Here is a 21,631-nt window from a genome sequence, read left to right on the forward strand (position 1 = left end):
CCGGTCATTTTGGTCCGGTTCGACTCGTGTCCGTTTGCAGCGGATCTACGGTGAAGTCTCAGCCAGCCGGATGCGGGAGTCGACGTTCGTTCCACGGTGAGGAACATCACGCCTGGTCAACCTGGCAGGCGCGTTCATCCGATGGCTCGGAGCGGCAGCTGGCGAACTACACCGAATAACCGGTGTACTGAATAGTGCAGCGCGACTAAGCTTTTGGGCTTTCAGCGAACTCTCTCGGCGTTAAACGCCGACAGCCTTTGTCAGCTTCCCGGCAACGAGGATCGCGAGCCGTGCGTGTCGTTCGATGTGACGTTCAGCGTACGCAGTCGGCGCGACAATCGACAACGCGGCGATCGCCCGACCGGAGTGGTCACGTACCGCCACCCCAACCGAAGTCAGCCCCGGTCGGGTTTCGTCGTGGTTGAGCGCAAAACCTCGTCGCCGAGTGCTCGCTAGCTCGCGCTCGAATTCACCGGCCGTGCGGACCGTAGACGGTGTGCATTCCGGAAAACCCGCGCGTATTCGCGCCGTAGCGCAGGCCGGGTCCAACGCGGCGATTGCTTTGCCGCAGGCGGTGCTGTGTACCGGTTGCCGGCGCGCTATCCCGGAGAACAGCGGCGTGCACCGCGAACTTTCCAACCGTTCCAGCTGGATCACCTCGGCGCCGTCTGCGACCGCAAGATGGATGGTGCAGCCGCTAAGCTCCTGCAACTCATGCAGTAACGGCATCGCGGTACGACGCAGGCTGTAGCGGCTGATCGCCAGCGTTCCCAGTTCGTAGAGGTGCAGCCCCAAGCGGTACCGCCCAGTCTCAGGATTGCGCTCGGCGAATCCGCGGGAGCACAGCGTTGTCAGCAACCGGTGCGCGGTGCTCTTGGCGACGCCCAACTGGCGGGCGACGTCGGATACACCCAACTCCTCCTGCGACACGAAGCAGTCCAGCAAGTCCAGCGCCGTCGACACCGACTGCAAACCGCTCACCTGCGTCGCCATGCTTTCGATCAACGGACCTCCCGCCGCCCACAGAATATGGTGATCGCTGTCACGGTCCTCCACTAGCTATGACTTTAGCAACAAATGCGTTCCGCTGGGTGGCACGGCAACCCAATGAGTGCCCCGCAAGTGGCCGACGGCCCGACGACGCGGCGCAATATTCGATGGCGTCCGACCAGTCGCGATATCGATATCGGTCGCGCGAATCAGCCCAAGCTCGCAGTCATCGCTTGAGCAGCGGGCTGCGCACGCCTCCGGCGGCCTTGTCGCGGGCATCGAAGAAGTCCTCGCGGAAAATATCGCGCGGAAAAAGCCGCTTGCGCATGAGCGTCTTCAGGGTGGCGTCGACCATCGGCGGTGGGCCACATACATAGGCCACACACCCGGCGGCTGTGGCCAGCCCGGCCTCGAGCACGTCGGTCACCATCCCCGACGCGTAGCCGTCGGCCTCCTGTTCGGAAAGGCACGGCCGGTACACGAACCGGTCCGGGTGACGACCCTGCAGCTCGCGAAAGAATTCCTCGTCGTAGAGGTGCCGAACGGTGCGCGCCCCCACGTAGAGGGTGACGTGCTGGCCGGATTCCGCTAACACGTGCCGCACGATCGACTTGATCGGCGCCAGCCCGGTGCCGCCGGCGACCATGATCATGGGTTCGGGGCGCGATGCATGGAAAAAGAATCGGCCGTAGGGCCCCGACAGCGCGACTTGGTCCCCGGCGGCGAGGTTTTTGAAAATCCACCCATCGCTGGCGAGGCCGCCGGGCGTCCGGCGGATGTGCAACTCGAGCCGGCCTGGTTCGGCGGGCGTGTTGGCCATCGAATAGGTGCGGGTCTGCCCGCTGCCGGGTACCTGGATCGAGACGTACTGCCCGGGGTTGAAGGCGATGTCATGGTCGAGATCCAGGATCAGGCGGCGCGTCTCCTCGGCGATGTCGGACAGCTCGACCACGGTGCCGGTGAAATCGCTCACCGGATGCATGGTGATGCCCTCCTCCACCTCGACGTCGCCGTCGATGGTGACATCGGAGCGGGGCGTTGCCACACAGAGCAGCGCCTTGCCTTCGTCGCGCTCGAAATCCATCAACGCAAACGACGACGCCGCGCCGAAGTCCACCTCGCCGTCGAGCACTTCCGCCTTGCAGGTGCCGCAAGTGCCGTGAGTGCAGGCATGCGGCAACCAAATGCCCGCACGCAAGCAGGCGTCCAGAATCGGCTGGTCGGCCCGGCACTCGATCTCGGTGCCCAGCGGTTCGACGGTGATCCGGTATGCCTCAGTCAACGAGTGTCACCCCTTCTGCGAACCTTGTGCCACCAGCACCGTCACAAGCGCGTTGGCGCACGGAACGACAGCACGCTTTTGTGGCCCACGCCGAGCTCGGCGAGCGAGCTGGCGTCGTGGGGGTCCAACGGCTTACCATCGACGGCCCAGTCGGCGTAGCTTCCGGGCCGAAAGTCCGGATCGGATGCCGCCCAGGGTTCGACAAACTGCTCGATGAAGTCCTTCCACGGCAGGGCCTTGGGTGCACGGAAGCACGCGGCGGCGCAAAACGTGGGGTTGTTCTGCCACCAGACGTTCACCAGCTGGTCGTCGCCGTAGAGCTCTTGCCGGGAGCGTGACGGGTAGGAGTAATCGTAGAGGGCCTTGACCGCCATGGCACTCAGCCTCCCACCGATGCGGTCTGCTGACTGAGCTGCGCATGCCAGCGCTGCCAGTTGCGGTGCTCCACCGAGCCGACATATTCGCCGTTATCGCCCTCTTCCATGCCGTACCAGGTCAAGACTTCGGGCACTGTCGGGCCGCCGCAGTTGCCCTGGTAGATCTGGTGCACCGGCAGCCAGGCCTGGCGGTATTTCTCCGGCTCCCGGTCGAAGATCCACTTGCAGCCGTCGGAGCAGAAGTTGTAGCGCTCACCGTCGAACACGCTGGACCGCTGGGCGATGGTGGTCGGGTCGCCGGGTTCGGTCAAGGTCATGGGAATCTGGCAGGTCTGGCACAGTTGCGGCAGTCCTTGGAAGAAGAACCTGCCTCCGGACTCCTGGATTCGCCGCGCCTTGTTCCACAGTGGCCGGTAGTACTTGTCGAACGTTTCGGGGTACTGCTGCGAATGCCAGTCCATCTCCGCGGGCTCGGGCACGGTGGTGGTGAAGCCGGCCGCGAAGCCGAATTGGTAGAGCGTCCAGTACAGCTGATGCGACAGCAGATCCTTTTCGGCGATGGCCTGCTCGACGTGCCGGGGCGGATTGATGCCGTAGAAGGCCAGGTCGGGGAACAACCCGCCCATCATCTGCTCTTCGAAGTAGAGCTCGAACGCTTCTTTCCAGCTCATCACCTTGCGCGGCAGCATGTAGTCCATCATCGCCGCGACCAGCCCGGTCACTCGATAGGCCCGCCAGAACCATTTGTCGATCCAGCCCTGGACGATCGGCACATTGGCTTCGTCCTGCTCGAGCAGGAACTTGATGGACTCCAGCCCGAAGGTCATGTGCCGACTCTCGTCGCTCTGTGCGGAGAACCCGAAGGTCATCGTCGGCAGATCCCCGTTGAAGCTGGCCGCCGACATGAACGGCACGAACAGCAGGTTGGTCAGCAGGTACTCGAAGGAGAACCCGATCGCGATGAGGAACTCGAACGGGCCGGCAGCCAGCGCATCGTCGAAGAACGACTTGGGGACCGACAGATACCACACCCGGTCGTGCATCTGGCTCCAGTTGTGAAAGCCGGGGTAGTACTTGTTGTAGTTCGACAGCGCGTGGATCTCGGTTTGGGTGTGCCGCAGCTCGTCGATCGACTCACATAGTGCGGCGAATCGCGGTCCGGCGCCGTTGAGGTGCCGGGACAGGTAGGCAAAATGCCGGTGGGCTTGATATTCCAGCGGCGTTACGCCCTGCAGGAACAACTTCATCGCGTTGAAGTAGCGCGCATCTGCCACCGTCAGGTGGCCCTGGGACTGGGCGAACCCGTCCAGCACCGCGTAAAGCCGCTTGTCCTTTTCCGCTTGGTACTTGTGATAGGCGTCGACGGTCAGCCGGAATGGGTCCTCCCACTTAGACCAGTCGTGGATCTTGATGCCCTCGAACGAGGTATGCGGAAAGACCGCGGCGGCGTCGACATAGGTTGGGTCCCAGTGCACGTCGCGGGTCAGCGCCGCGTAGCGCTGCTTCATGGGGAGCTTCTTGGCCATTTTGCGTTGTTTCCTTTTCCCGATGGTTCTTTTTCGACGGTCTGCTCAGTGGTCCCAGGCGATGACGATCTCGTCGTCGTCCCATTCCTGGATGTTGCCGTAATAGGTGACGATCGACATCTGAAATTCGTGGGTCTCCCAAGGACGGCTCAACAGCTTTTCGATGGTCTCCCGACGTACGACCAGTTGGCCCGGAGCCTGGATCTTGATCAGGCCGGGAAAGTGCGTGACGGTGCAGTCGGGGTTGTCCGCTTCGATCGCTTCGATGATGCGGCGGCTGTCTTCGCTGTTCTCCTGCAGGTCGACGCCGACCTTGCGGACACCGGCGGCGGTCATGCGATCTTCTCCTCGATCGTCGTGGCGCGAAGCTGTTCAACGAAGCGCTCTACCGCGGCGACCGCACCGACGTCGGCGGCCTCGTCTGCGGCCCGGGCGAGTCCACTGACCGCCTCGGTCGCCTTCGGCAACCAGATATCGATGGTTGTCCGCAGGACATGCGCGTTGCCGGGGCCGTGCTCGGCATCGGCCAGCCACGCCGCGATCAGCGCGTTCAGCCACTTGCGGTGGTCCACGAACCAATCGCCGAGGTGTTGACCGAGCAGGCTGAGCGCGCTCGCTCCGGACACCAACGCCTGCTTGTCCAGGTGCTGATACACCAGCTGGTAGATGAGCTGATCCGCAACGTCCCACGCAACGGTGGCCACCGCCCAGTCCGGCTCGACCAGCAGCTCCTCGGCAAAGCGCCGCAAGGGCTGCAGATGCTCGTCGCCCAGCCAGCGCCCGCGCGCCTGGTCAAGCAGTTCGGCGCTGCCGTCAGCGAGGGCGAGACCGATCCGCGACAACAGCTGCGCGTTGCCGATCCTGTCGAACGCGGCGAACGACAGGCATTGCTCGATGCTGGTGCCGTAGGCGAATCGGGCACCGTTCGAACTGATCAATTGCGCACCGCCCTCGTAGTGGCGCAACGGCAGCAACGTGCTCACCGCAAGCGCTCGCCATGCATCCGGCAAGTTCGCCAGCAAACTGCGGCTCTCGACGTAGTCGAGCGTCTTGGCGAACGCGTCGAACAGTTGGCTCCGCGCGGTGACGTAGGGCGCGTAGTAGTACTGCCGGGGATCGGTAAACGAGTACGGATCAGTCAGCCGCAACGCCGAGTACCGCTCGTCGTAAATCTCACGCTCCGAGTCCCACAGTGGCCGGTAGTGGAAGTTCTCCACGGGCTGCACGTCGATCGTGCCCTCCTGGTAGCGGGTGGCCGGCTTGTCGCCGTATCGCCGCACCAATGGCGTGAAGGTCGCGCGCAGCGGGTCAATCGCTTGAGTTCGCAGTTCGTATTGCATCTCACGCCTCCACCGGAATCTGTTGGGAAAAGCTCGGTTGCCCGGACAGCAACGCCAGGATGAGATCGGCGACCGCCTTCGGGTCGGCGAGCTCATGACGGGTGTCGGTGAACTCGCCCGGCAGCGGCACGCCACCGTCGCAGAGAAGCCGACCCTGGGCATGCCGGCCGTCGAAGGCCATCGACATCTCGGCGCGGCGGTCACGGTAGCTCAACGTGAAGCACAACCGGCGGTCGACAGCCTCGTCCACCAGGTCGATCCGCTCGCCGCGCGCGGCAAGCACGGCGTTGGCCTCGCTGACCAACTGTTCGGCCAGCGAACGGACTGCGACCTGATAATCGGCACCCTCACCCACGGGCTTGGGTAACGCCTCAGCCGTGGCGGGCGCGACCGCCTCGGCTTGTGCATCCACCACCGCCGCTACGGCAGACATGAACGGGGTCATGTAAGTCACTGTGCTCGCCCCGGCGACCGTGATCCAGCAGTGTTCCCAATGACGGAACGACACCCGGCACAGGTGCAGGCGCAGAAGGGTAGCGACATGGCAATCCGCCCGCGAACCGGAAGGTCGTCGGCTCGCGGGCGCAATAGTCGGTTCGGGCTCAGCCCGCCTGAATCTGCATCACCACAGCCTTGGGTTCGGTGAAGAACTCGCGGCTGAAGTTGCCGCCCTCCCGCCCGATGCCGGAGTCGCCGACCCCGCCGAACGGAGCGCGCAGATCGCGGATGAAAAAACAGTTCACCCACACCGTGCCGGCTCGCAGCTTCGCAGACACCCGGTGGGCGCGGTGCACGTTCTCGGTGAACAGCATCGCGTTCAAGCCGTACCGGGTGTCGTTGGCCAACCGGATCGCGTCGGCCTCGGTGTCGAACGGCATCACCACTGCCACCGGGCCGAAAATCTCCTCGCGGCTGCAGCGCGCCTGCTGTCCCAGCCCGGTCACGATGGTGGGCAGCACACCCCAGCCTTCACCGAGGCCACCCGTGACGATTGTGCCGCCTTCGGTCTCAATCGATTCAATATAGCCGCGCACCTTGCGATAGTGCTCCTCAGAAGCCAGCGGCCCGATCTGAGTGGCCTCTTGCTTCGGATCGCCCACTACCATCGCCTGCGCCGCCGTGGTGAACCGACCGACGAATTCGTCGTAGATGTCGCGCTGCACATACAGCCGCGACCCGGCCAGACATACCTGGCCGGTGTTGGTGAAAATCGCCTTGATGGACCATTCCACGGCGGTGTCTAAGTCTGCGTCGGCGAACACCACGTTGGCGCCTTTACCGCCGAGCTCTAAGCTCACCGGGGTCAGGTTGCCCGCCGCCGCCCGCGCGATCGCCCGGCCGGTGCCCGATTCGCCGGTGAAGGTGATTCGGTCGACATCGGGGTCCTCGGTGAGCGCCTGCCCCACCGAGTCGGGCCCGTAGCCGTGCACCACATTGAGCACCCCGGGTGGCATACCGGCTTCGATCGCAAGCCGCCCCAGAATGGTGGCCGAGACGGGGGTGTCTTCAGCGGGTTTGAGCACCACGGTGTTGCCCCACGCCAGCGCCGGTGCGACTTTCCAGGTCTCCAGCATGAGCGGGAAATTCCACGGCGCAATGGCCGCTACCACCCCGGCCGGCTCGAAGCGCGTGTAGGCGTGATGCCCCGTGTCCATGGGCAGCGCGTCCGCCGTAGCCAGCCGCGCATGGTCGGCGAAGAACCGGAAGTTGGCCGCAGCGCGGGGTACGTCATTGCCGCGCGATTGGCTGATCGGCTTGCCCATGTCGCGGGTGTCGGCCATACCGAGCTCATCGGCATGCGCCTCGATCAGGTCGGCCAACCGATTCAGGATCCGGCCTCGCGCGCCATACCCCATCCGCGGCCACGGTCCTTCGTCAAAGGCGCGCCGCGCCGCGGCCACCGCGCGGGCAGCATCCGCGGCGTCACCCAAAGCGATCTCGGCCCACTGCTGGCCGGTGTAGGGGTCGATGGACGTAAACGTCGCACCGGACGCCGATTTGACCTCCGCGCCGTCGATGATATGCCCGAAAAACTCCGTCACGGTTTTGTCTCCTTTGCTGTGGCTGCGCGCTCCGCCAGGGTCACCCCACCGGCCGACCAGTGCGTGGCTGGGACTTCGCGCACCACCACGCGGATGCTCGCCTCCGGCGCCCCGATCGCCCGGTGCACCGCGGCGTGCACCTCGGCAAGCAGCGCCCGGATCTGCTCGGGACGGCGTCCCTCGACGAGGGTGATTTCCACCAGCGGCACGTCACTCACACCTCAAGGTGACCGAGCCCAGGGTGGAAAAGTCGGCGCTGACCCGGCTGCCCGGTTCGACGAATACGGCGTCGGTCAAGCCACCGGTCAGCACCACCCATCCCGGCTCCAACGCCTGACGGCGCTTGGCCAGGGCGTTGGCCGCCAACGCCAGCGCCTCCCCCGGATGACCCTGCACCGCGGCGCCGGTGGCGGAGTCGACCACTTCACCATCAACTGCGAGCAGGCACGCTTCCAACGCGAGGTCCAAGTCCTCGGGCTTGCGGGCCACTCCCCCGACGACGAACAACGCCGAGGACGCGTTGTCGGCCACCACATCGGGCAGTGTGAACTTGAAATCGGTGAAGCGGCTGTCGATGATCTCCAAGCCGCCGTACACGTGCGATACCGCCTCCATCGCCCGCGCCGCGGTGACGCCGGGCCCGGCGAGCCGCTCGCCGAGCACGAACACGATCTCGGGTTCGACCCGCGGATGGATCAGCTGCCCGACGACCAGTGGCGCGCCCGCGGGCAACACCATTCGGTCGGTCAGCCACGCCGTCAGCGGCGAATCGATTCCCATGCGCTGCTGCTTGGCCCGTGAGGTCAGCCCGAGCTTAACCCCGACGATGTGCTCCCCGGATTCCACCTTGCGGCACAAAATCTCGTCTTGCACCTGGTAGGCAGTCTCGAGGTCCAATTCGGGCCACTCGGCGGTGATCGGGCCGCGGTCGATACGCTGAGCCTCGGCAGCTGCCAGCACCGACGCCGCCCGGGCCACACCCCATTCGGTCACGCGACCGCTCCTGCCCGGTCGGCTGCCAACTGGATCGCGATGTCGATGATCATGTCCTCCTGGCCTCCGACGTAGCCGGCTTCGCCCACCCGCTGCAGGATCTCGTGCGCGGGCACCCCGTAGCGTTCCGCAGCGCGTTCGGCGTGCAGCAGAAACGACGAGTAAACACCCGCGTAGCCCTGCACGATCGCGTTGCGCTCAGCCCATGGCAGCCGCGGAATGAACGGCAGCGCCACGTCCGCGGCGGCAGCCAGCAGCCCGGACATGTCCAACCCGGTGCGCACACCCATCTTGGCGAACGCCGCCGCCAGCACCTCGGTGGGCGAGTTGCCCGCGCCGGCGCCCAGCGCACAGAGCGTGCCGTCGATCTGCTTGGCCCCGGCCTGCACGGCGGCCAACGAGTTGGCCACACCCAGGCACAGGTTCTGATGGCCGTGCAGGCCGACCTGCGCCTGGCCACCGATCTCGGCGACCAAAGCTTCGACCCGCGCCCGCGCGCCGTCGGGTAACAACGCGCCAGCCGAATCCACCACGTAGACGCACTGACAGCCGGCATCGACCATGATCCGAGCCTGCTTGGCCAGCGCCTCAGGTGCGATCATGTGCGACAGCATCAAGAACCCGACAGTCTCCATCCCGAGGTCACGGGCGGCACCGAAGTGCTGGAGCGATACGTCGGCTTCGGTGCAGTGCGTCGCAATACGCGCCACCGCGGCGCCGGCGTCGCAGGCCTGACGCAGATTGGCCACCGTACCCAGACCGGGCAACAACAACACCGCGATCCGCGCGTTCTCCGCCTCGTCGACGGCCGCGGCCACCAACTTGATCTCATCCTCACCGGAGAAGCCGTAGTTGAAGCTGGATCCGCCCAGCCCGTCGCCATGGCTGACTTCGATCACCCGCACGCCCGCACTGTCGAGCGCCCGCACCACATCACGGACCTGCTGTTCGGTAAACCGGTGTGCCATCGCGTGGCTGCCGTCGCGCAGCGTGGTGTCGGTGATCCGGACGTCGATGTCTTTGCTGCTGTCCCGCTCGCTCATCAGACCCCTACTTTCGCCTTGGCTAGCAGTTCGCCCACTCGCGCGGCGGCGGCCGTCATGATGTCCAAGTTGCCCGCCCACGGCGGCAAGTAGTCGCCGTTGCCGCGTACCTCGAGAAATACGCCCACCCGGGCCCGGCCGTTCCAGCCTTCCCGAGGTTCATCGAACTGCGGGTCGGCGCGCAACGTGTAGCCGGGAACGTAGTGGCGCACCTCGGCGACCATCTGCTCGATCGACGCCGTGATCTTGTCGCGATCGGCACCGGGATCGATCGCACAAAACACCGTGTCGCGCATGAGCATCGGCGGCTCGGCCGGGTTGAGGATGATGATCGCCTTGCCGCGAGCCGCGCCGCCGACGTCCTCGATCGCCTTGGCGGTGGTCTCGGTGAACTCGTCGATGTTGGCCCGCGTGCCGGGCCCGGCCGACCGTGAGGCAATCGAGGCCACGATCTCCGCGTACGCCACCGGTGTCACCCGCGACACCGCCGCCACGATCGGGATGGTGGCCTGCCCACCACAGGTGATCATGTTGATGTTTGGTGCGTCGATGTGGGTAGGCAGGTTCACCGGCGGGCACACGAACGGGCCCACCGCGGCCGGGGTGAGGTCGATCGCCGTGATACCGGCCTCGGCGTACCGGACGGCGTTCGCCGCGTGCGCCCTGGCGCTGGTCGCCTCGAACACCAGGTCCGGCGGATCCTGGGCGAGCAGCCAGTCCACGCCGCCCGCGGAGGCCTCCACCCCCAACGCGGCCGCTCGGGCCAGCCCGTCCGACGCCGGGTCGACGCCCACCATGTAGCGCACGTCAATGTAGTCGCTGCGACGCAGCTTCGCCAGCAGGTCGGTTCCGATGTTGCCGGGCCCGACGATCGCCGCCGTCGCTTTGTGAGACACCTCGCCAGTCATCGGATACCAACTTCCTTGGAGAACTTGGCGGTCACCGAGCCCAGCCCGGCGAACGCCGCCGTCACGACATCTCCTGCGGCCACCGGAATCGCCGCCATGATCGAGCCGGGCAGCACCACATGACCGGCCTCCAGCATGACCCCGCGCGGCCCGAGGATGTTGGCCAACCACACCAGCGCGTTCAGCGGCGACCCCAGCACCGCGCCGCCGGCACCAGTGCCCGCCAGCTCCCCGTTGCGGTGTAACACACCACCGATCAACCGGACATCTACCTCCGAGAGCGCGGTGGCGGTGCTGCCCAACACAACTCCACCCGAGGAGGCGTTGTCGGCGATCGTGTCGACCAGCTTGATCTTCCAGTCCCGGATCCGCGAATCGATGATCTCCAGCGCCGGAGTCACGAAAGCCACCGCGGCCATCGCCTCGGCAACCGTGACTCCCGGCCCCGCCAGCGACTTGCCGAGCACGAACGCGATTTCCGGCTCGACCTTCGGCGCCAGGAACCTCGACGAATCGATCGGCTGCGACTCCAGGAAAAACATCTTGTCGGTGAGGTGGCCGAAGTCGGGCTGATCGACCCCCAATTGGCGCTGCATCGCCGCCGAACTCAAGCCGACCTTATGTCCTTTGATCAGCGCACCGTCGGCTTGCCATTGCTGAACCTGACCCACCTGAATCGCATACGCATCGTCTACGGTCAGTGTCGGAAAGCGCTCGCTCAACGGGTCGATCGGTTCGCCGCTGCGATATGCGGTCAGCAATAATTCGACCGCCTCCGCCCGCTCCCGGCTGGTGGTGTCACCACGGTGGTTCACGTAATCGCCGCCTGCCTTCATACCGCCGAACACTACGACGCCCAACCTGTACGCACCGGAAATGTTCGCGAACGCGGAACACGATTGTTGCCGCACTTGAACCGTGCCGTGCCCGCGGGTGACAATGCAAGCCATGCGTTCCACTAGCCGGCACGGCGATGACGAATCCGCGCCGTCGGTCCTATCCCGCGCGATGGCAATCCTGGCCGCCTTCGACGGCGAGCGTCGATCGCTGGGAACTTCCGAGCTCGCTCGCCGAACTGGGCTGGCCAAGTCAACCGTGCATCGTTTGGCCGGCGAATTGATCCAGCATGGTCTGCTAGAACGCCGCAGCGACGGATTCATGCTGGGATTGCGGCTATTCGAGCTTGGTCAACGCGTTCCCCGGCAGCTCGACCTGCGCACCGCTGCGCTGCCCTACATGGCCGACTTGCGCGCAGCGACCCGCCAGACCGTGCACTTGGCCGTTCTCGACGGCACCGACGTGGTCTATGTCGAAATTCTCCGCAGCCACGATGCCCCACCGCTGCCTTCACGCATAGGCGGACGGCTACCCGCGCACGCGACCGCAGTCGGCAAGGCCATCTTGGCGTTCTCCGGATCCGATGTTATCGACAGGGTGCTGCACGCAGAGCTTTTACGCTTGGCCGAGCGCACGGTCACCGCGGCGAATCTCCTGCAACGCAACCTCAAACTGGTGCGGGCCAACGGGATCGCCTACGACTACGAGGAATCCCAAGCCGGATTGGTGTGCGCCGCAAGCCCAATCACCGGCGCCGACCGCGCTATCGTCGGCGCACTATCGGTGTCGGGATGGGCCGGGCTGCTCAACGTACGCCGAATCGGACCGGCCATTCGAACCGCTGCGCTCGCTCTCTCCCGCGACCTCTCGCCAACTTCCCGGTAACGCGGGCAGCGAACCCAGTCGGGCGCTCAGCGCATCGGGGTGAGCACGAACACCGGAATCTGCCGGTTGGTTTTGGTCTGGTACTCAGCGTAGTCCGGCCAAACCTCGACAGCGCGACGCCACCAGGTCGCCTTCTCCTCGCCGAACACTTCGCGCGCCTCGTAGTCGCCGATGATCGGACCGTCCTGCAACTCGACTCGCGGGTACTTCTTGAGGTTGTAGTACCAGACCGGATGTTTGGGCGCTCCACCCATCGACGCCACAATCGCGTACTGGCCGTCACGCTCGACCCGCATCAGCGGGGTTTTACGCAGTTTGCCGGTCTTGGCGCCGACCGTGGTCAGCAAAACGACCGGCTTGCCCTGCATTTCGGTTCCCTCGGTTCCGCCGGAGGCCATATACTTCTCGGCCTGCTCGCGAGACCAGTCCAACGGGCTAGGGGCGTACTCACCTGAAAGAGGCATGCCGTAAATCTTAACGGCACACGGCGAGTTGAAGATCCACCGACCACAACGATGCCGGGACGAAGATGGGCCTGCGCCTTCACCGTTCGGCTTGCGAGACGCGGGATTACGTTTCCTAAGCCGGTCTCGGGTATGCGCGGACTTGCTCCTTGTGCATAAGCCTGGATGGGTTTAGCTTGGCGGTATTCGGTGTGAGCAGGAAACGGAGTAATCGGATGACACGCGTACTTTTCGCGGTTACAGGATCGGATCATTGGACCTTCGCCGACGGCACCAAGCATCCCTGCGGTTTTTGGCCCGAAGAGCTGGTGGTCGCCCACCAGGTGTTCACCGAGGCCGGGTTCGACATCACCCTCGCTACACCCGGGGGCGTGCGTCCGGTTGCCGACGAGGCTGGATTCACTCCGGAGATGAATGGCGGTTCAAGCGAGCCGGGTGAGCGGTTCCGCGCCTACCTGGCAGATATCGCCGATCAGCTCGCCGCGCCGGCCGACCTCAACAAGGTGAAGGCCGATGATTATGATTTTGTTTTCGTGCCCGGTGGACATGGGCCGATGGAGGATCTCGCAGTTTCCGAGCAGTTCGGCGCCCTACTCGCCGAGTTCACCGCGCAGGACAAGCCGGTTGCGGCCGTGTGTCACGGTCCGGCAGCGTTGCTGCCCGCGCGTAACCCCGACGGGTCGTGGCTGTTCAAGGGACGTAAGGTGACCGGCTTCAGCGACACCGAGGAGGCGCAGGTCGGATACGCTGACAAGGCACCTTGGCTACTCCAAGACCGCCTCACCGCCGACGGCGGAGCATACGAGGAAAGCGACGCACCCTGGTCTCCGCGCGTCACCGTGGACGGCAACCTCTACACCGGCCAGAACCCGGCGTCCTCCTTGCCCTTGGCGAAAGCGCTGGTCGCCAAGTTCGCGACCTCCGCTCAGGCCTGAGCACACCGCCTCAGCACCGCCCCGTCCTCAGGCGAGTGCGGCGATGCCGGCTTCGGCAATTTCACGGTCCTGCTCAGCGGAACCGCCGGATATGCCGATAGCACCGACGACTTCACCCGACACCCGGATCGGTACACCTCCGCCGAAGATCACCAAATGGTCGGTGTGCACGATTCCGTTGCGCAAAGGTGCATCGTCGGCGATCGCCTCCCACCACTCGTGCGTCGGCCGCCCGTTGAAACCCACCACGGTGTAGGCCTTGTCCCGCGCCAGCTGCTCCGACAGCAGCGGCGCACCGTCCATCCGCAAGTAGGCCAACAAGCATCCCGCCCGGTCGACCACGGCCATACACACCGGCACACCGATCCGATCGGCGTGCCCGACCGCAGCATCGATTACTCGGCGTGCACCCGCCATGGTCAATGACAGACACGCCCGGACATCGTCGGTCATCGCGCAAGTTTCTCTCTCGTCATAGCCTCGGCTGGCGCATCACTATCTGCCCATGACGACGACATTTCCGCATCGGCTAAGTCAACACCGTCGTGAAACGTTCGTTGAGCTCACGATCGACATAGAAGATGGCCTTACCCAGCTGGTCGGCCGTCCAGGTGATGGTCGGGAAATCGGGGTAGGTCTGATACCCGCCGGAGAATACCTCGTTGCGGTTCCCCGCCGGGTCGAAGAAGTAGATCGTCTCACCGCGCGTAATCCCGTGCTGTGTCGGCCCGATATCCACCGAAACATCGTCCATCGAGAACAATTGCGCAGCCCGCAAAATGTCCGTCCAGCCATTCAGGTAGTAGGCGAAGTGGTGCAACTTGCCGTTAGGTCCCTTGATGAACGCGATGTCGTGCGGTGTATTCGTGCAAAACATCCATGAACCAAGAAGCTCCGCGTCCTCGCCGAGGGTGGTCACCACCCGCTCTGCGGGCCGAAAGTCCAGACACTCAGCAAACAAGCGCTCCAGCGTCGCAGGATCTTCAGTCGTTATCAACGCATGATCTATCCGCGGCACTCCGACACCGACCAGGTGCCGGGGCATGACTTCCGGGTTGAGGATTCCGGTCTCAGTGCCGGTGAACTCCATCTCAGAGTACAACTCGATCACATGCTCGCTGGGCAGCACCACGCGCACACCATCACCGACCGCCAGGTTGTCCCCTTTGCTCACCCGTTCGGTGAGACATCCGAACGCCTGCACGCGCTTTTCGAAAATCTCCAGATCCGCTGAACGCTCCACCTTATAACCGAGTTTGACCAGCCCAACACCGCCAGCCTCCAGCACCACCGAGTGATGGTCGTACTCGTCCCAGGCTTTCAAATAAAGCCGGTTACCATCCTCGTGCACCGGACGCATACCCAGGGTGTCTACGTAGTGCGAACGGGCTGCTTCAAGATCGGTCACGCGGGTATGTATATAACCCAGACGCATCACGCCCATTAACGCTCTCCTTCCTTATCCTTGACTTTATCGGTGTCCTTATTGGTCTTGCACGCCAACGCTGCCAGCATCGGCGCTACGCATCTCAATCGGTCACCGGCCCGCAGCCGGATCACCACGTCGCCTTCCGGCACAGCACGGCAGGACAGACAGACACCGGCCGCCCGTTCCGCTGGACTCAGTACCTGATCAGCCACCCGCGCCTGGTAGCGGACAGCACCAGAGACGACCTCAACCTTGCAGACACCACAACCGCCACGCCGACACCCGAAGCGGTGCGTGTGACCGCTTCGCGCCAACGCTGTGAGGATCGGTTCACCGTCAAGCGAGCAGACCGCAACGCCGGCGGGCTCAATCCGCAGCAGCGCCATTGCACCATGATGATCGCGGCCCCGCCACGGTAACCGAAACGTTCCTCATCACGGAACACTCGCCGACCGATCGGCGACGTTGTTATCCGATTCGGACCGCCGCCGGTTTCAGCTGCAGCCGTACACGCGCACGACCCCAGTAGTGCCATCTACCTCGATCTCGTCGCCATCACGGACAACTACCGTCGCCACACCCGCGGCGGTCACCGTAGGAATGCGATACTCGCGACCCACGATCGCGGCATGCGAAAGCATGCCGCCGCTGTCGCAGACACATGCTGCGATCTTCCCGAAGACCGGTGTCCAGTTCGGCGAGATCGACTCACAGACCAAAACCTCTCCGGGCCGGACCCGGTCCAGCTCATCCGCGGTGAACAGAACTCGGGCAGTCCCGCGGGCCACACCCTGCGACGCCGGAATGCCCTGCATGGTCTTGGTCGCTTTAATAATGTCAGTCTGCGACGCGCACATTGCGTGCAGGAAGTCCTCGTTGATTCCGAACACTTCGAGAAGGATTGGATCAGCAATTGCCTGGGGTAATTTGCCGAGGAATTTCGGCATCTCACCCCTGCGCCCCGACCAGTACTCATAGTACTGGCGACGAAGCTGCACCAGGCCACGAAACGAATCGTACTGTTTAACTCCGTCCAGTACTGCCATGAGCTCAGGCCAAAACAGGAATAGCGTGTCGTCGAACAGGTCAGCACTCAATCGGTCGGCTATCTGCAGGCACGCCCAGCGCATCGGCAGCACCGCTCGTAGGTCGATGTAGTAATTGTGTTCGTCCTGCCACCATGGGAAATTCGCTGCCTGACAGGATGCCAGTCCGGTGTCGAACACTCTCTGTTCCTGCAGTGTCAGGGCGGAGCGGGTGGCGTCAAGGGCCGCTTCGCGTTCCGTTTCAGCTTGTCGTCGGGCGGCCACCAGATCGGGGCCAGAACCTTTCTTCAGGAAAGACTTGATCATCGCCAGGGCCGGGGTCGGATCCTCCAGCCATGACGCCAGGGCGATGTCGAATGCCCCCTCCGCGCGGTGACCGTATAACTGCATTACGTCGTCGAACTCGGTGCACCATGCGGACGCACGTCCGCCATGTTTCGACAATGCATTTCGCAGGTTATCCGCGTCGTGTGCCGCGAAGACATGCGCCAGTCCGGCCTGGCGTGCCTGTTCGGCGAGATGCCACAACGCTCGATCGGTTTCCATGATTTTTGTGTCATAACCCTGCAAGTATTTGCCGATACGGCTCGGATCGATACCCATATCGATGCACGAGTGGTAAAAATTCAGGTAATTGAGTAGTAGAGGATACATTAATTGGAAATGGATTTCCCCTGTGCGCTTGAGGAACCGTCTGGCTCGAACCAGATAGGTTCGCAATTCGGATAGCGAAAGTGCTGACAAATCGATCCGGGAAAAATACTTCCACCATCTTTCTATTTCGGAGCGCCGGGTTGTCCATATATTGTCAAAATCGTCAATAAATCTCGGCAACCTGGCTTGTACGCGGCGCGTGCGCTCCGCAATTTCCGATTCATCAGTTACTTCGATGGCTGCAGCATAGACATGGGTTCCGGCAAATCGTTGCGCAAGTCCGCGACCTTCCGGTAGAGGCAACCTCTCCGCAGCCAACTGGCTTCCCCATGCATAGCCATCCTCAATCCAAACCAGTCCCATCGGAGTCAGTCCTCGGGACCAATGGAAATCCAAAAACCAGAACCGCTGTTCGTCTCGCCGATGGAACAACCTAAACGGTTCGACGACCCAGGCCGCCTGGCCGAACTCCGCTTGGAATCCTGGGTACCAGCCATCGGTGAAGTCGTCGATGAGTACCACAACGAGCCTCCCAGGTCGCAGATCACGCTGGATCTAATGGTCGCGTCCACCGAAAGGCGGTGTAAAAGCACAGCCCGGTTCTTCGCTTCGCCGTCAGCATACGGGCGGGGGAACTCGGGCAACAGGGCCCCGTTCGCAAGTGCCCTGGGGATGATGTCACGGCGGATAGCGGGCGCTCATCGAGAATCGATTCGTACCACGGATCGGAGAAGCTGTAGGTCAGCGGTGCCTCAATTCGCGGTGCTCAAAGCACACCGCGAGGGGTCCGGGCTGAGATTCGGTGCTCGAACGCACGTAACAGGCCTACAGGTATCGGCAAACCTGCTCGTCCGTGCAGGTGGTGGGATCGGGTGTCGCTGCCTGGTTGCGTAATTGGGCAATCGTGTCGTGAAGAGCGACGAGCTTGCTGATCTGCTCATGGAGGTCGGCAAGTCGGGTGTCGAGAAGGTCGCGGACGTGCTCACAAGGAGCCTGACCGCGGTCGCGGATCAGGAGGATCTGGCGGATCTGGGCGAGCGTGAGCCCAGCGGCCTTGCCTCGGTGGATGAAGTCAATCCTCGTGACGGCTTCGGGCGAGTAGTCGCGGTAACCGGAGGGCGTGCGTTCGGCTTCGGGGAGTAGGCCATGTTCTTCGTAGAAACGCAGGGTTTTGGTGGTGGTGCCGACGGCATCGGCCAGCTCTCCGATTCGCACCGTCCGTGCCTCCCGTCTAGTTCGGGGACTTGACCTTCACCTGTACTGGAAGGTCCAGTCTGGCGCTAACGAACGGGTTATCCAAGCGATCAGGAGAGTCAAGTGCAACAGCTTGTGCGCAGTATGACCGACAAAGTTGGCGTCGCAGGCACCGTCGTGTCCACCATGGCTTGCGCAATGTGTTTCCCCGCGGTGGGCGCTATCGGGGCAGCCATCGGGCTGGGATTTCTCTCCCAGTGGGAACACTTATTCCTCAACGTTTTGCCGCTGTTTGCGGCGCTCGTACTGGTCGCCAACGGACTGGGGTGGTTCACCCATCGGCAATGGCATCGCAGCGCCCTGGGGACGATTGGTCCGATCCTCGTTCTGATCGGGTGGGCTTCGTTCATGAGCGGTGCCCTGGTCCAGGGTGCGGCGCGAGTTGTGCTCTACGCGGGACTGGTGGTCATGGTCGTCTTCGCGGTCTGGGACCTGGTCTCGCCAAGCAGCCGCCGTTGCGGGCCAGAATCCTGCGAACTGCCCGCAAAACACGGATAAAGCCAATGAAACCCACGGGCCAAATGGGACAGACGAGGGTCGATCTTGCCGTGGTCGGATCAGGTGGAGCGGCGTTCGCCGCCACGATCCGCGCCTCGACGCTGGGCAAGTCGGTGGCGATGATCGAGCGCGGCACGGTCGGTGGGACGTGCGTCAACACCGGCTGCGTGCCGTCTAAGGCACTTCTGGCCGCCGTCGAGGCCCGCCACGTGGCCCTCGACTCGGGCCGATTCCCCGGGATCGGCACGAGCGCCGACCCGGTGGATATGCCCGGCCTCGTCAAGGGAAAGCGGTCCCTCGTCGAGACGCTGCGCGCGGAGAAATACCTCGACCTCGCCGAGGACTGCGGCTGGGCACTGCTGCGCGGGCAGGCCTCGTTCGAGGGCACCCCGGACGCTCCGGTCCTGCGGGTGACGGCCGAAGACGGCAACAGCAGGCTCGTGGTGGCCGCGCACTACCTGGTCGCGACCGGCGCCCGGCCCGCCAGTCCTGCGATCGACGGCCTTGACCGGGTCGACTACCTGACCTCGACCACGGCGATGGAACTCAAGGAGATCCCCGAGACCTTGCTGGTGCTCGGCGGCGGCTATGTCGCCTTGGAGCAGGCCCAGCTGTTCGCCCGGCTGGGCGCCACGGTCACCATGCTGGTGCGCTCACGGCTGGCCTCTCGCGAGGAGCCCGAGGCGTCGCAGACCCTGCTCAACGTGTTCGCCGACGAAGGCATCCGGGTGCTCGGTCGAGCAATCATTGACTCGGTGACGACCGATCCGGCCACCGGGCGCGTGGTCGCGGCCGTGTCCGTGGCCGGCGTCCGGGAGGAGTACACCGCCGAGCGGCTGCTGGTGGCGCTGGGCCGCCCCCCGGTCACCGAGGGGCTCAACCTTGAGGCGGTGGGCGTCAAGACCGGGGACGGCGGCCAGATTGTGGTCACCGATCAGCTGGCGACGTCGAACCCGCGGATCTGGGCTGCCGGGGATGTCACCGGGCACCGCCAGTTCGTGTACGTCGCGGCCTCGCACGGCGCGATGGTTGTCGACAATGCGTTCACCGGCGCGCACCGGTCGGTCGACTACGCGCAGCTGCCCCGGGTGACGTTCACCAGCCCCGCGCTGGGCGCGGTCGGGATGACCGATGAACTGGCCGTCGCGGCCGGCATCCGTTGTGACTGCCGGGTGCTGCCCCTGCGCTACGTGCCGCGGGCGCTGGTCAACCGTGACACCCGCGGCTTCGTCAAGGTGGTCGCCGACGCCGACACCGGACGGATCCTCGGGATCACCGCGGTAGCCAAGGACGCCGGTGAGCTCGCCGCGGCCGGGGTCTATATCCTTGCCACCGGTATGACCGTGCAGCAGGTCGCCAACAGCTGGGCCCCATATCTGACCATGGCCGAAGGCATCAAGATCGCCTGCCAGTCCTTCACCACCGACGTCTCCAAGCTGTCCTGCTGCGCCTCCTAAACACCATCTACACCCACTTGATCTACACCCACTTGAGAATTGGAGGATGCGATGACGGACCACACTCCCGATCTCGTCGACCGATTGACGGTTCCCGACGGGTCCGGCCTGGACTCGGCATTGTTGGTCCCGCTGCTGCGGCTGCTCGCGTCGGGGGACCCGGTTGACGTGACCACCCTCGCCGCCGCGGCTGGCCGCACCATCGAACAGGCCCGCGCCCAGCTCGCGAAGCTCCCCGACACCGAATACGACGACGACGGCCGGATCGTCGGCCACGGGCTGACCCTGCGCCCGACCCCGCACCGGTTCACCCTCGACGGCGCGCAGCTCTACACCTGGTGCGCCCTGGACACCTTGATCTTCCCGCTCATCCTGGACCGGGAAGCTCACGTTGAGTCGGTCTCCCCGGCGAGTAGGCAGCCAATCCGGTTGACCGCGGACCCGCGCGGGGTCCGCGACGTCGAGCCGGCCGCCGCGGTGGTGTCGCTGGTCAACCCCGACGACATGACCGAGATCCGCTCCGCATTCTGCAATCAGGTGCACTTTTTCACCTCGGACGATGACGCCCAGTCCTGGCAAGAGACAAATCCGGGCGGCCAGGTCATGCCGGTCGCCGACACCTTCGACCTCGCCGCGCAGCTGACCACCGCGTTCCTTGCTACCGTGTCACCGCAAGACGCGCCGCAGGCCGCCGTCCTGCGATAGTTGCCGTCCCCAAGAGTGACCAGATCACCGAGACTCGGCGCATCCCGAAAGTCGATCTACCGCAACCTCGAACACAGCCCCCAGCCGCCGAAGCGACTGCACATTCGACGACCCGAACAGATAGGCCCCATCCGTTTGCGGCCGATGTCTCGATCCCTGGCACCACGGGTGTGACGAATATCGATCCCCGTACTGAGACGGACCGACGCCGCGACGCGCAGGTCCCACTACGCGGTGGCGGCGTCGGGATCTGTTTGGCTGGCAGATGCTCGACGTTGCGGTGGCTGCAGTCTGCGGGGTGGCTCCAGGAGTGATCGGCGTAGATCTTGCAGCAGGCGGGTGCCGGTCGGTGTCATGGTCAGACCGCGCCAACCGGCCGATGCGCGGTCGAGCACGGCCCACACCAGGCTGATGGCGCTGGTCGCGCCAGGGAATCGGCCGATGACCTTGGTCCGTCGCTTGGTCTCCCCAAAGGAGCGCTCAATAAAATTCGAATGTCGAACGCGCCCATGGTGTTCGACCGGGAACCGCAGATAGGCGGTCAACCCTGCTTTGTCGGTGAGCAGGATCCGCATCGCCGCCGGGTAGAGGTCGGCGTATTTGGCGGCGAACGCCTCGATCCGCTTGTCCACGAGCTCGACCAGCCGAGGCCCGGGTTCAACCGTCAGATCGGTGGTGTCGAAGATGGCCCAGTAGCCGTCGCGGACCTCGGCTTGCATCCCGGTGGGAATCTTGGCGAGCACGTTGCGGAGTCGATGAATAAGACATCTCTGGCGCAACGCTTTCGGATAGATCTGTTCGATGGCCGCGATCAGGCCCCTGGCGCCATCAGAGACGACCAGCAGCGGAGTGCCAAGGCCGCGCTCGCGCAGATCGGTCAAAAAGTCGATGGATATCACGCTCGGTGAGAGCCGGTGTTCCGCTGTGGGGTGAGCCACTGTTCCGTTGGCTGGTGAGCCACTGCGG

General features: G+C 64.3%; 25 protein-coding genes. 5 read left to right on the top strand and 20 right to left on the bottom strand.

Annotated features, from left to right (window positions below):
* Positions 1-240 precede the first annotated feature (240 nt).
* The 13 genes from FPZ47_RS10485 to FPZ47_RS10545 form a co-directional block, all read right to left on the bottom strand.
* Positions 241-1,056 carry an IclR family transcriptional regulator gene (locus FPZ47_RS10485; RefSeq protein ID WP_246133372.1) on the bottom strand — a complete coding sequence of 272 codons (816 nt, stop codon included), beginning with the start codon at positions 1,054-1,056 and terminating at the stop codon, positions 241-243.
* Positions 1,057-1,216: 160 nt separating this feature from the next.
* On the bottom strand, positions 1,217-2,272 hold the full coding sequence (locus tag FPZ47_RS10490; protein ID WP_144950950.1) for an NADH:ubiquinone reductase (Na(+)-transporting) subunit F: 1,056 nt from the start codon (positions 2,270-2,272) through the stop codon (positions 1,217-1,219).
* Between the two features lie 41 nt (positions 2,273-2,313).
* Positions 2,314-2,646 (bottom strand): phenol hydroxylase subunit P4, encoded by a 333-nt coding sequence (locus FPZ47_RS10495; RefSeq protein ID WP_144950952.1) that lies wholly within the window; start codon positions 2,644-2,646, stop codon positions 2,314-2,316.
* Between the two features lie 5 nt (positions 2,647-2,651).
* A complete protein-coding gene (locus tag FPZ47_RS10500; RefSeq protein WP_144950954.1) occupies positions 2,652-4,175 on the bottom strand; it encodes a YHS domain-containing protein in 1,524 nt (507 codons plus the stop codon).
* A 45-nt stretch (positions 4,176-4,220) separates the two neighbouring features.
* Positions 4,221-4,511: an MmoB/DmpM family protein gene (locus FPZ47_RS10505; RefSeq protein WP_144950956.1), complete on the bottom strand. Its 291-nt coding sequence runs from the start codon at positions 4,509-4,511 to the stop codon at positions 4,221-4,223.
* Positions 4,508-5,515, bottom strand: a complete 1,008-nt coding sequence (locus FPZ47_RS10510; RefSeq protein ID WP_144950958.1) for a ferritin family protein — start codon at positions 5,513-5,515, stop codon at positions 4,508-4,510. Before FPZ47_RS10510 ends, FPZ47_RS10505 begins: the two co-directional genes overlap by 4 nt.
* A gap of 1 nt (position 5,516) precedes the next feature.
* Positions 5,517-5,960 (bottom strand): hypothetical protein, encoded by a 444-nt coding sequence (locus tag FPZ47_RS10515; protein WP_144950960.1) that lies wholly within the window; start codon positions 5,958-5,960, stop codon positions 5,517-5,519.
* A gap of 157 nt (positions 5,961-6,117) precedes the next feature.
* Positions 6,118-7,557: an aldehyde dehydrogenase gene (locus FPZ47_RS10520; RefSeq protein WP_144950962.1), complete on the bottom strand. Its 1,440-nt coding sequence runs from the start codon at positions 7,555-7,557 to the stop codon at positions 6,118-6,120.
* The gene (locus FPZ47_RS10525; RefSeq protein WP_425461772.1) at positions 7,554-7,775 is read right to left on the bottom strand and encodes a 2-hydroxymuconate tautomerase; all 222 of its coding nucleotides are present in this window, start codon (positions 7,773-7,775) and stop codon (positions 7,554-7,556) included. The genes FPZ47_RS10520 and FPZ47_RS10525 overlap by 4 nt, the downstream gene beginning before the upstream one ends.
* Entirely contained in the window at positions 7,768-8,550 is a 783-nt protein-coding gene (locus FPZ47_RS10530) for a 2-keto-4-pentenoate hydratase (protein ID WP_144950964.1), read from the bottom strand. The genes FPZ47_RS10525 and FPZ47_RS10530 overlap by 8 nt, the downstream gene beginning before the upstream one ends.
* Positions 8,547-9,593: a 4-hydroxy-2-oxovalerate aldolase gene (gene dmpG, locus FPZ47_RS10535; RefSeq protein ID WP_144950966.1), complete on the bottom strand. Its 1,047-nt coding sequence runs from the start codon at positions 9,591-9,593 to the stop codon at positions 8,547-8,549. The genes FPZ47_RS10530 and dmpG overlap by 4 nt, the downstream gene beginning before the upstream one ends.
* Complete coding sequence (locus FPZ47_RS10540; protein WP_144950968.1) at positions 9,593-10,501, bottom strand: acetaldehyde dehydrogenase (acetylating); 909 nt, start codon at positions 10,499-10,501, stop codon at positions 9,593-9,595. Before FPZ47_RS10540 ends, dmpG begins: the two co-directional genes overlap by 1 nt.
* Positions 10,498-11,337, bottom strand: coding sequence for a 2-keto-4-pentenoate hydratase (locus tag FPZ47_RS10545; protein ID WP_144950970.1), 840 nt, complete (start codon positions 11,335-11,337; stop codon positions 10,498-10,500). The genes FPZ47_RS10540 and FPZ47_RS10545 overlap by 4 nt, the downstream gene beginning before the upstream one ends.
* Positions 11,338-11,509: 172 nt before the next feature.
* Here FPZ47_RS10545 and FPZ47_RS10550 point away from each other — a divergent pair, with 172 nt between their 5' ends.
* Positions 11,510-12,223, top strand: coding sequence for an IclR family transcriptional regulator (locus tag FPZ47_RS10550; protein ID WP_246133373.1), 714 nt, complete (start codon positions 11,510-11,512; stop codon positions 12,221-12,223).
* A gap of 26 nt (positions 12,224-12,249) precedes the next feature.
* Here FPZ47_RS10550 and FPZ47_RS10555 read toward each other — a convergent pair whose 3' ends face one another.
* Positions 12,250-12,687 carry a nitroreductase family deazaflavin-dependent oxidoreductase gene (locus tag FPZ47_RS10555; protein ID WP_144950972.1) on the bottom strand — a complete coding sequence of 146 codons (438 nt, stop codon included), beginning with the start codon at positions 12,685-12,687 and terminating at the stop codon, positions 12,250-12,252.
* Positions 12,688-12,902: 215 nt separating this feature from the next.
* Between FPZ47_RS10555 and FPZ47_RS10560 the strand changes: the two genes are divergently transcribed.
* Entirely contained in the window at positions 12,903-13,622 is a 720-nt protein-coding gene (locus FPZ47_RS10560; protein ID WP_144951003.1) for a type 1 glutamine amidotransferase domain-containing protein, read from the top strand.
* A gap of 27 nt (positions 13,623-13,649) precedes the next feature.
* Here the strand turns inward: FPZ47_RS10560 and FPZ47_RS10565 are convergent, their stop codons facing one another.
* From FPZ47_RS10565 to FPZ47_RS10585, 5 genes are all read right to left on the bottom strand, one after another.
* Entirely contained in the window at positions 13,650-14,075 is a 426-nt protein-coding gene (locus FPZ47_RS10565) for a GlcG/HbpS family heme-binding protein (RefSeq protein WP_144950974.1), read from the bottom strand.
* A 76-nt stretch (positions 14,076-14,151) separates the two neighbouring features.
* Positions 14,152-15,066, bottom strand: coding sequence for a catechol 2,3-dioxygenase (locus FPZ47_RS10570; protein WP_144950976.1), 915 nt, complete (start codon positions 15,064-15,066; stop codon positions 14,152-14,154).
* On the bottom strand, positions 15,066-15,437 hold the full coding sequence (locus tag FPZ47_RS10575; protein ID WP_144950978.1) for a 2Fe-2S iron-sulfur cluster-binding protein: 372 nt from the start codon (positions 15,435-15,437) through the stop codon (positions 15,066-15,068). The genes FPZ47_RS10570 and FPZ47_RS10575 overlap by 1 nt, the downstream gene beginning before the upstream one ends.
* Positions 15,438-15,545: 108 nt before the next feature.
* A complete protein-coding gene (locus FPZ47_RS10580; RefSeq protein WP_144950980.1) occupies positions 15,546-17,273 on the bottom strand; it encodes a PEP-utilizing enzyme in 1,728 nt (575 codons plus the stop codon).
* A 303-nt stretch (positions 17,274-17,576) separates the two neighbouring features.
* A complete protein-coding gene (locus tag FPZ47_RS10585; protein ID WP_144950982.1) occupies positions 17,577-17,966 on the bottom strand; it encodes a heavy metal-responsive transcriptional regulator in 390 nt (129 codons plus the stop codon).
* A gap of 123 nt (positions 17,967-18,089) precedes the next feature.
* Here FPZ47_RS10585 and merC point away from each other — a divergent pair, with 123 nt between their 5' ends.
* Genes merC through merB form a run of 3 tightly spaced genes read left to right on the top strand, consistent with a single transcriptional unit; the run spans position 18,090 to position 20,665 of the window.
* Entirely contained in the window at positions 18,090-18,503 is a 414-nt protein-coding gene (merC, locus tag FPZ47_RS10590) for an organomercurial transporter MerC (protein ID WP_144950984.1), read from the top strand.
* 5 nt (positions 18,504-18,508) lie between these two features.
* Complete coding sequence (gene merA / locus FPZ47_RS10595; protein WP_246859841.1) at positions 18,509-19,960, top strand: mercury(II) reductase; 1,452 nt, start codon at positions 18,509-18,511, stop codon at positions 19,958-19,960.
* Between the two features lie 51 nt (positions 19,961-20,011).
* Positions 20,012-20,665: an organomercurial lyase MerB gene (merB, locus tag FPZ47_RS10600; RefSeq protein ID WP_144950986.1), complete on the top strand. Its 654-nt coding sequence runs from the start codon at positions 20,012-20,014 to the stop codon at positions 20,663-20,665.
* Positions 20,666-20,892: 227 nt separating this feature from the next.
* Here the strand turns inward: merB and FPZ47_RS10605 are convergent.
* Positions 20,893-21,631, bottom strand: a 739-nt coding sequence (locus tag FPZ47_RS10605; protein WP_210419873.1) for a transposase, incomplete at its 5' end; no start/stop codon positions are given.

It is taken from the genome of Mycobacterium helveticum, assembly GCF_007714205.1.
Taxonomy (GTDB): Bacteria; Actinomycetota; Actinomycetes; order Mycobacteriales; family Mycobacteriaceae; genus Mycobacterium; species Mycobacterium helveticum.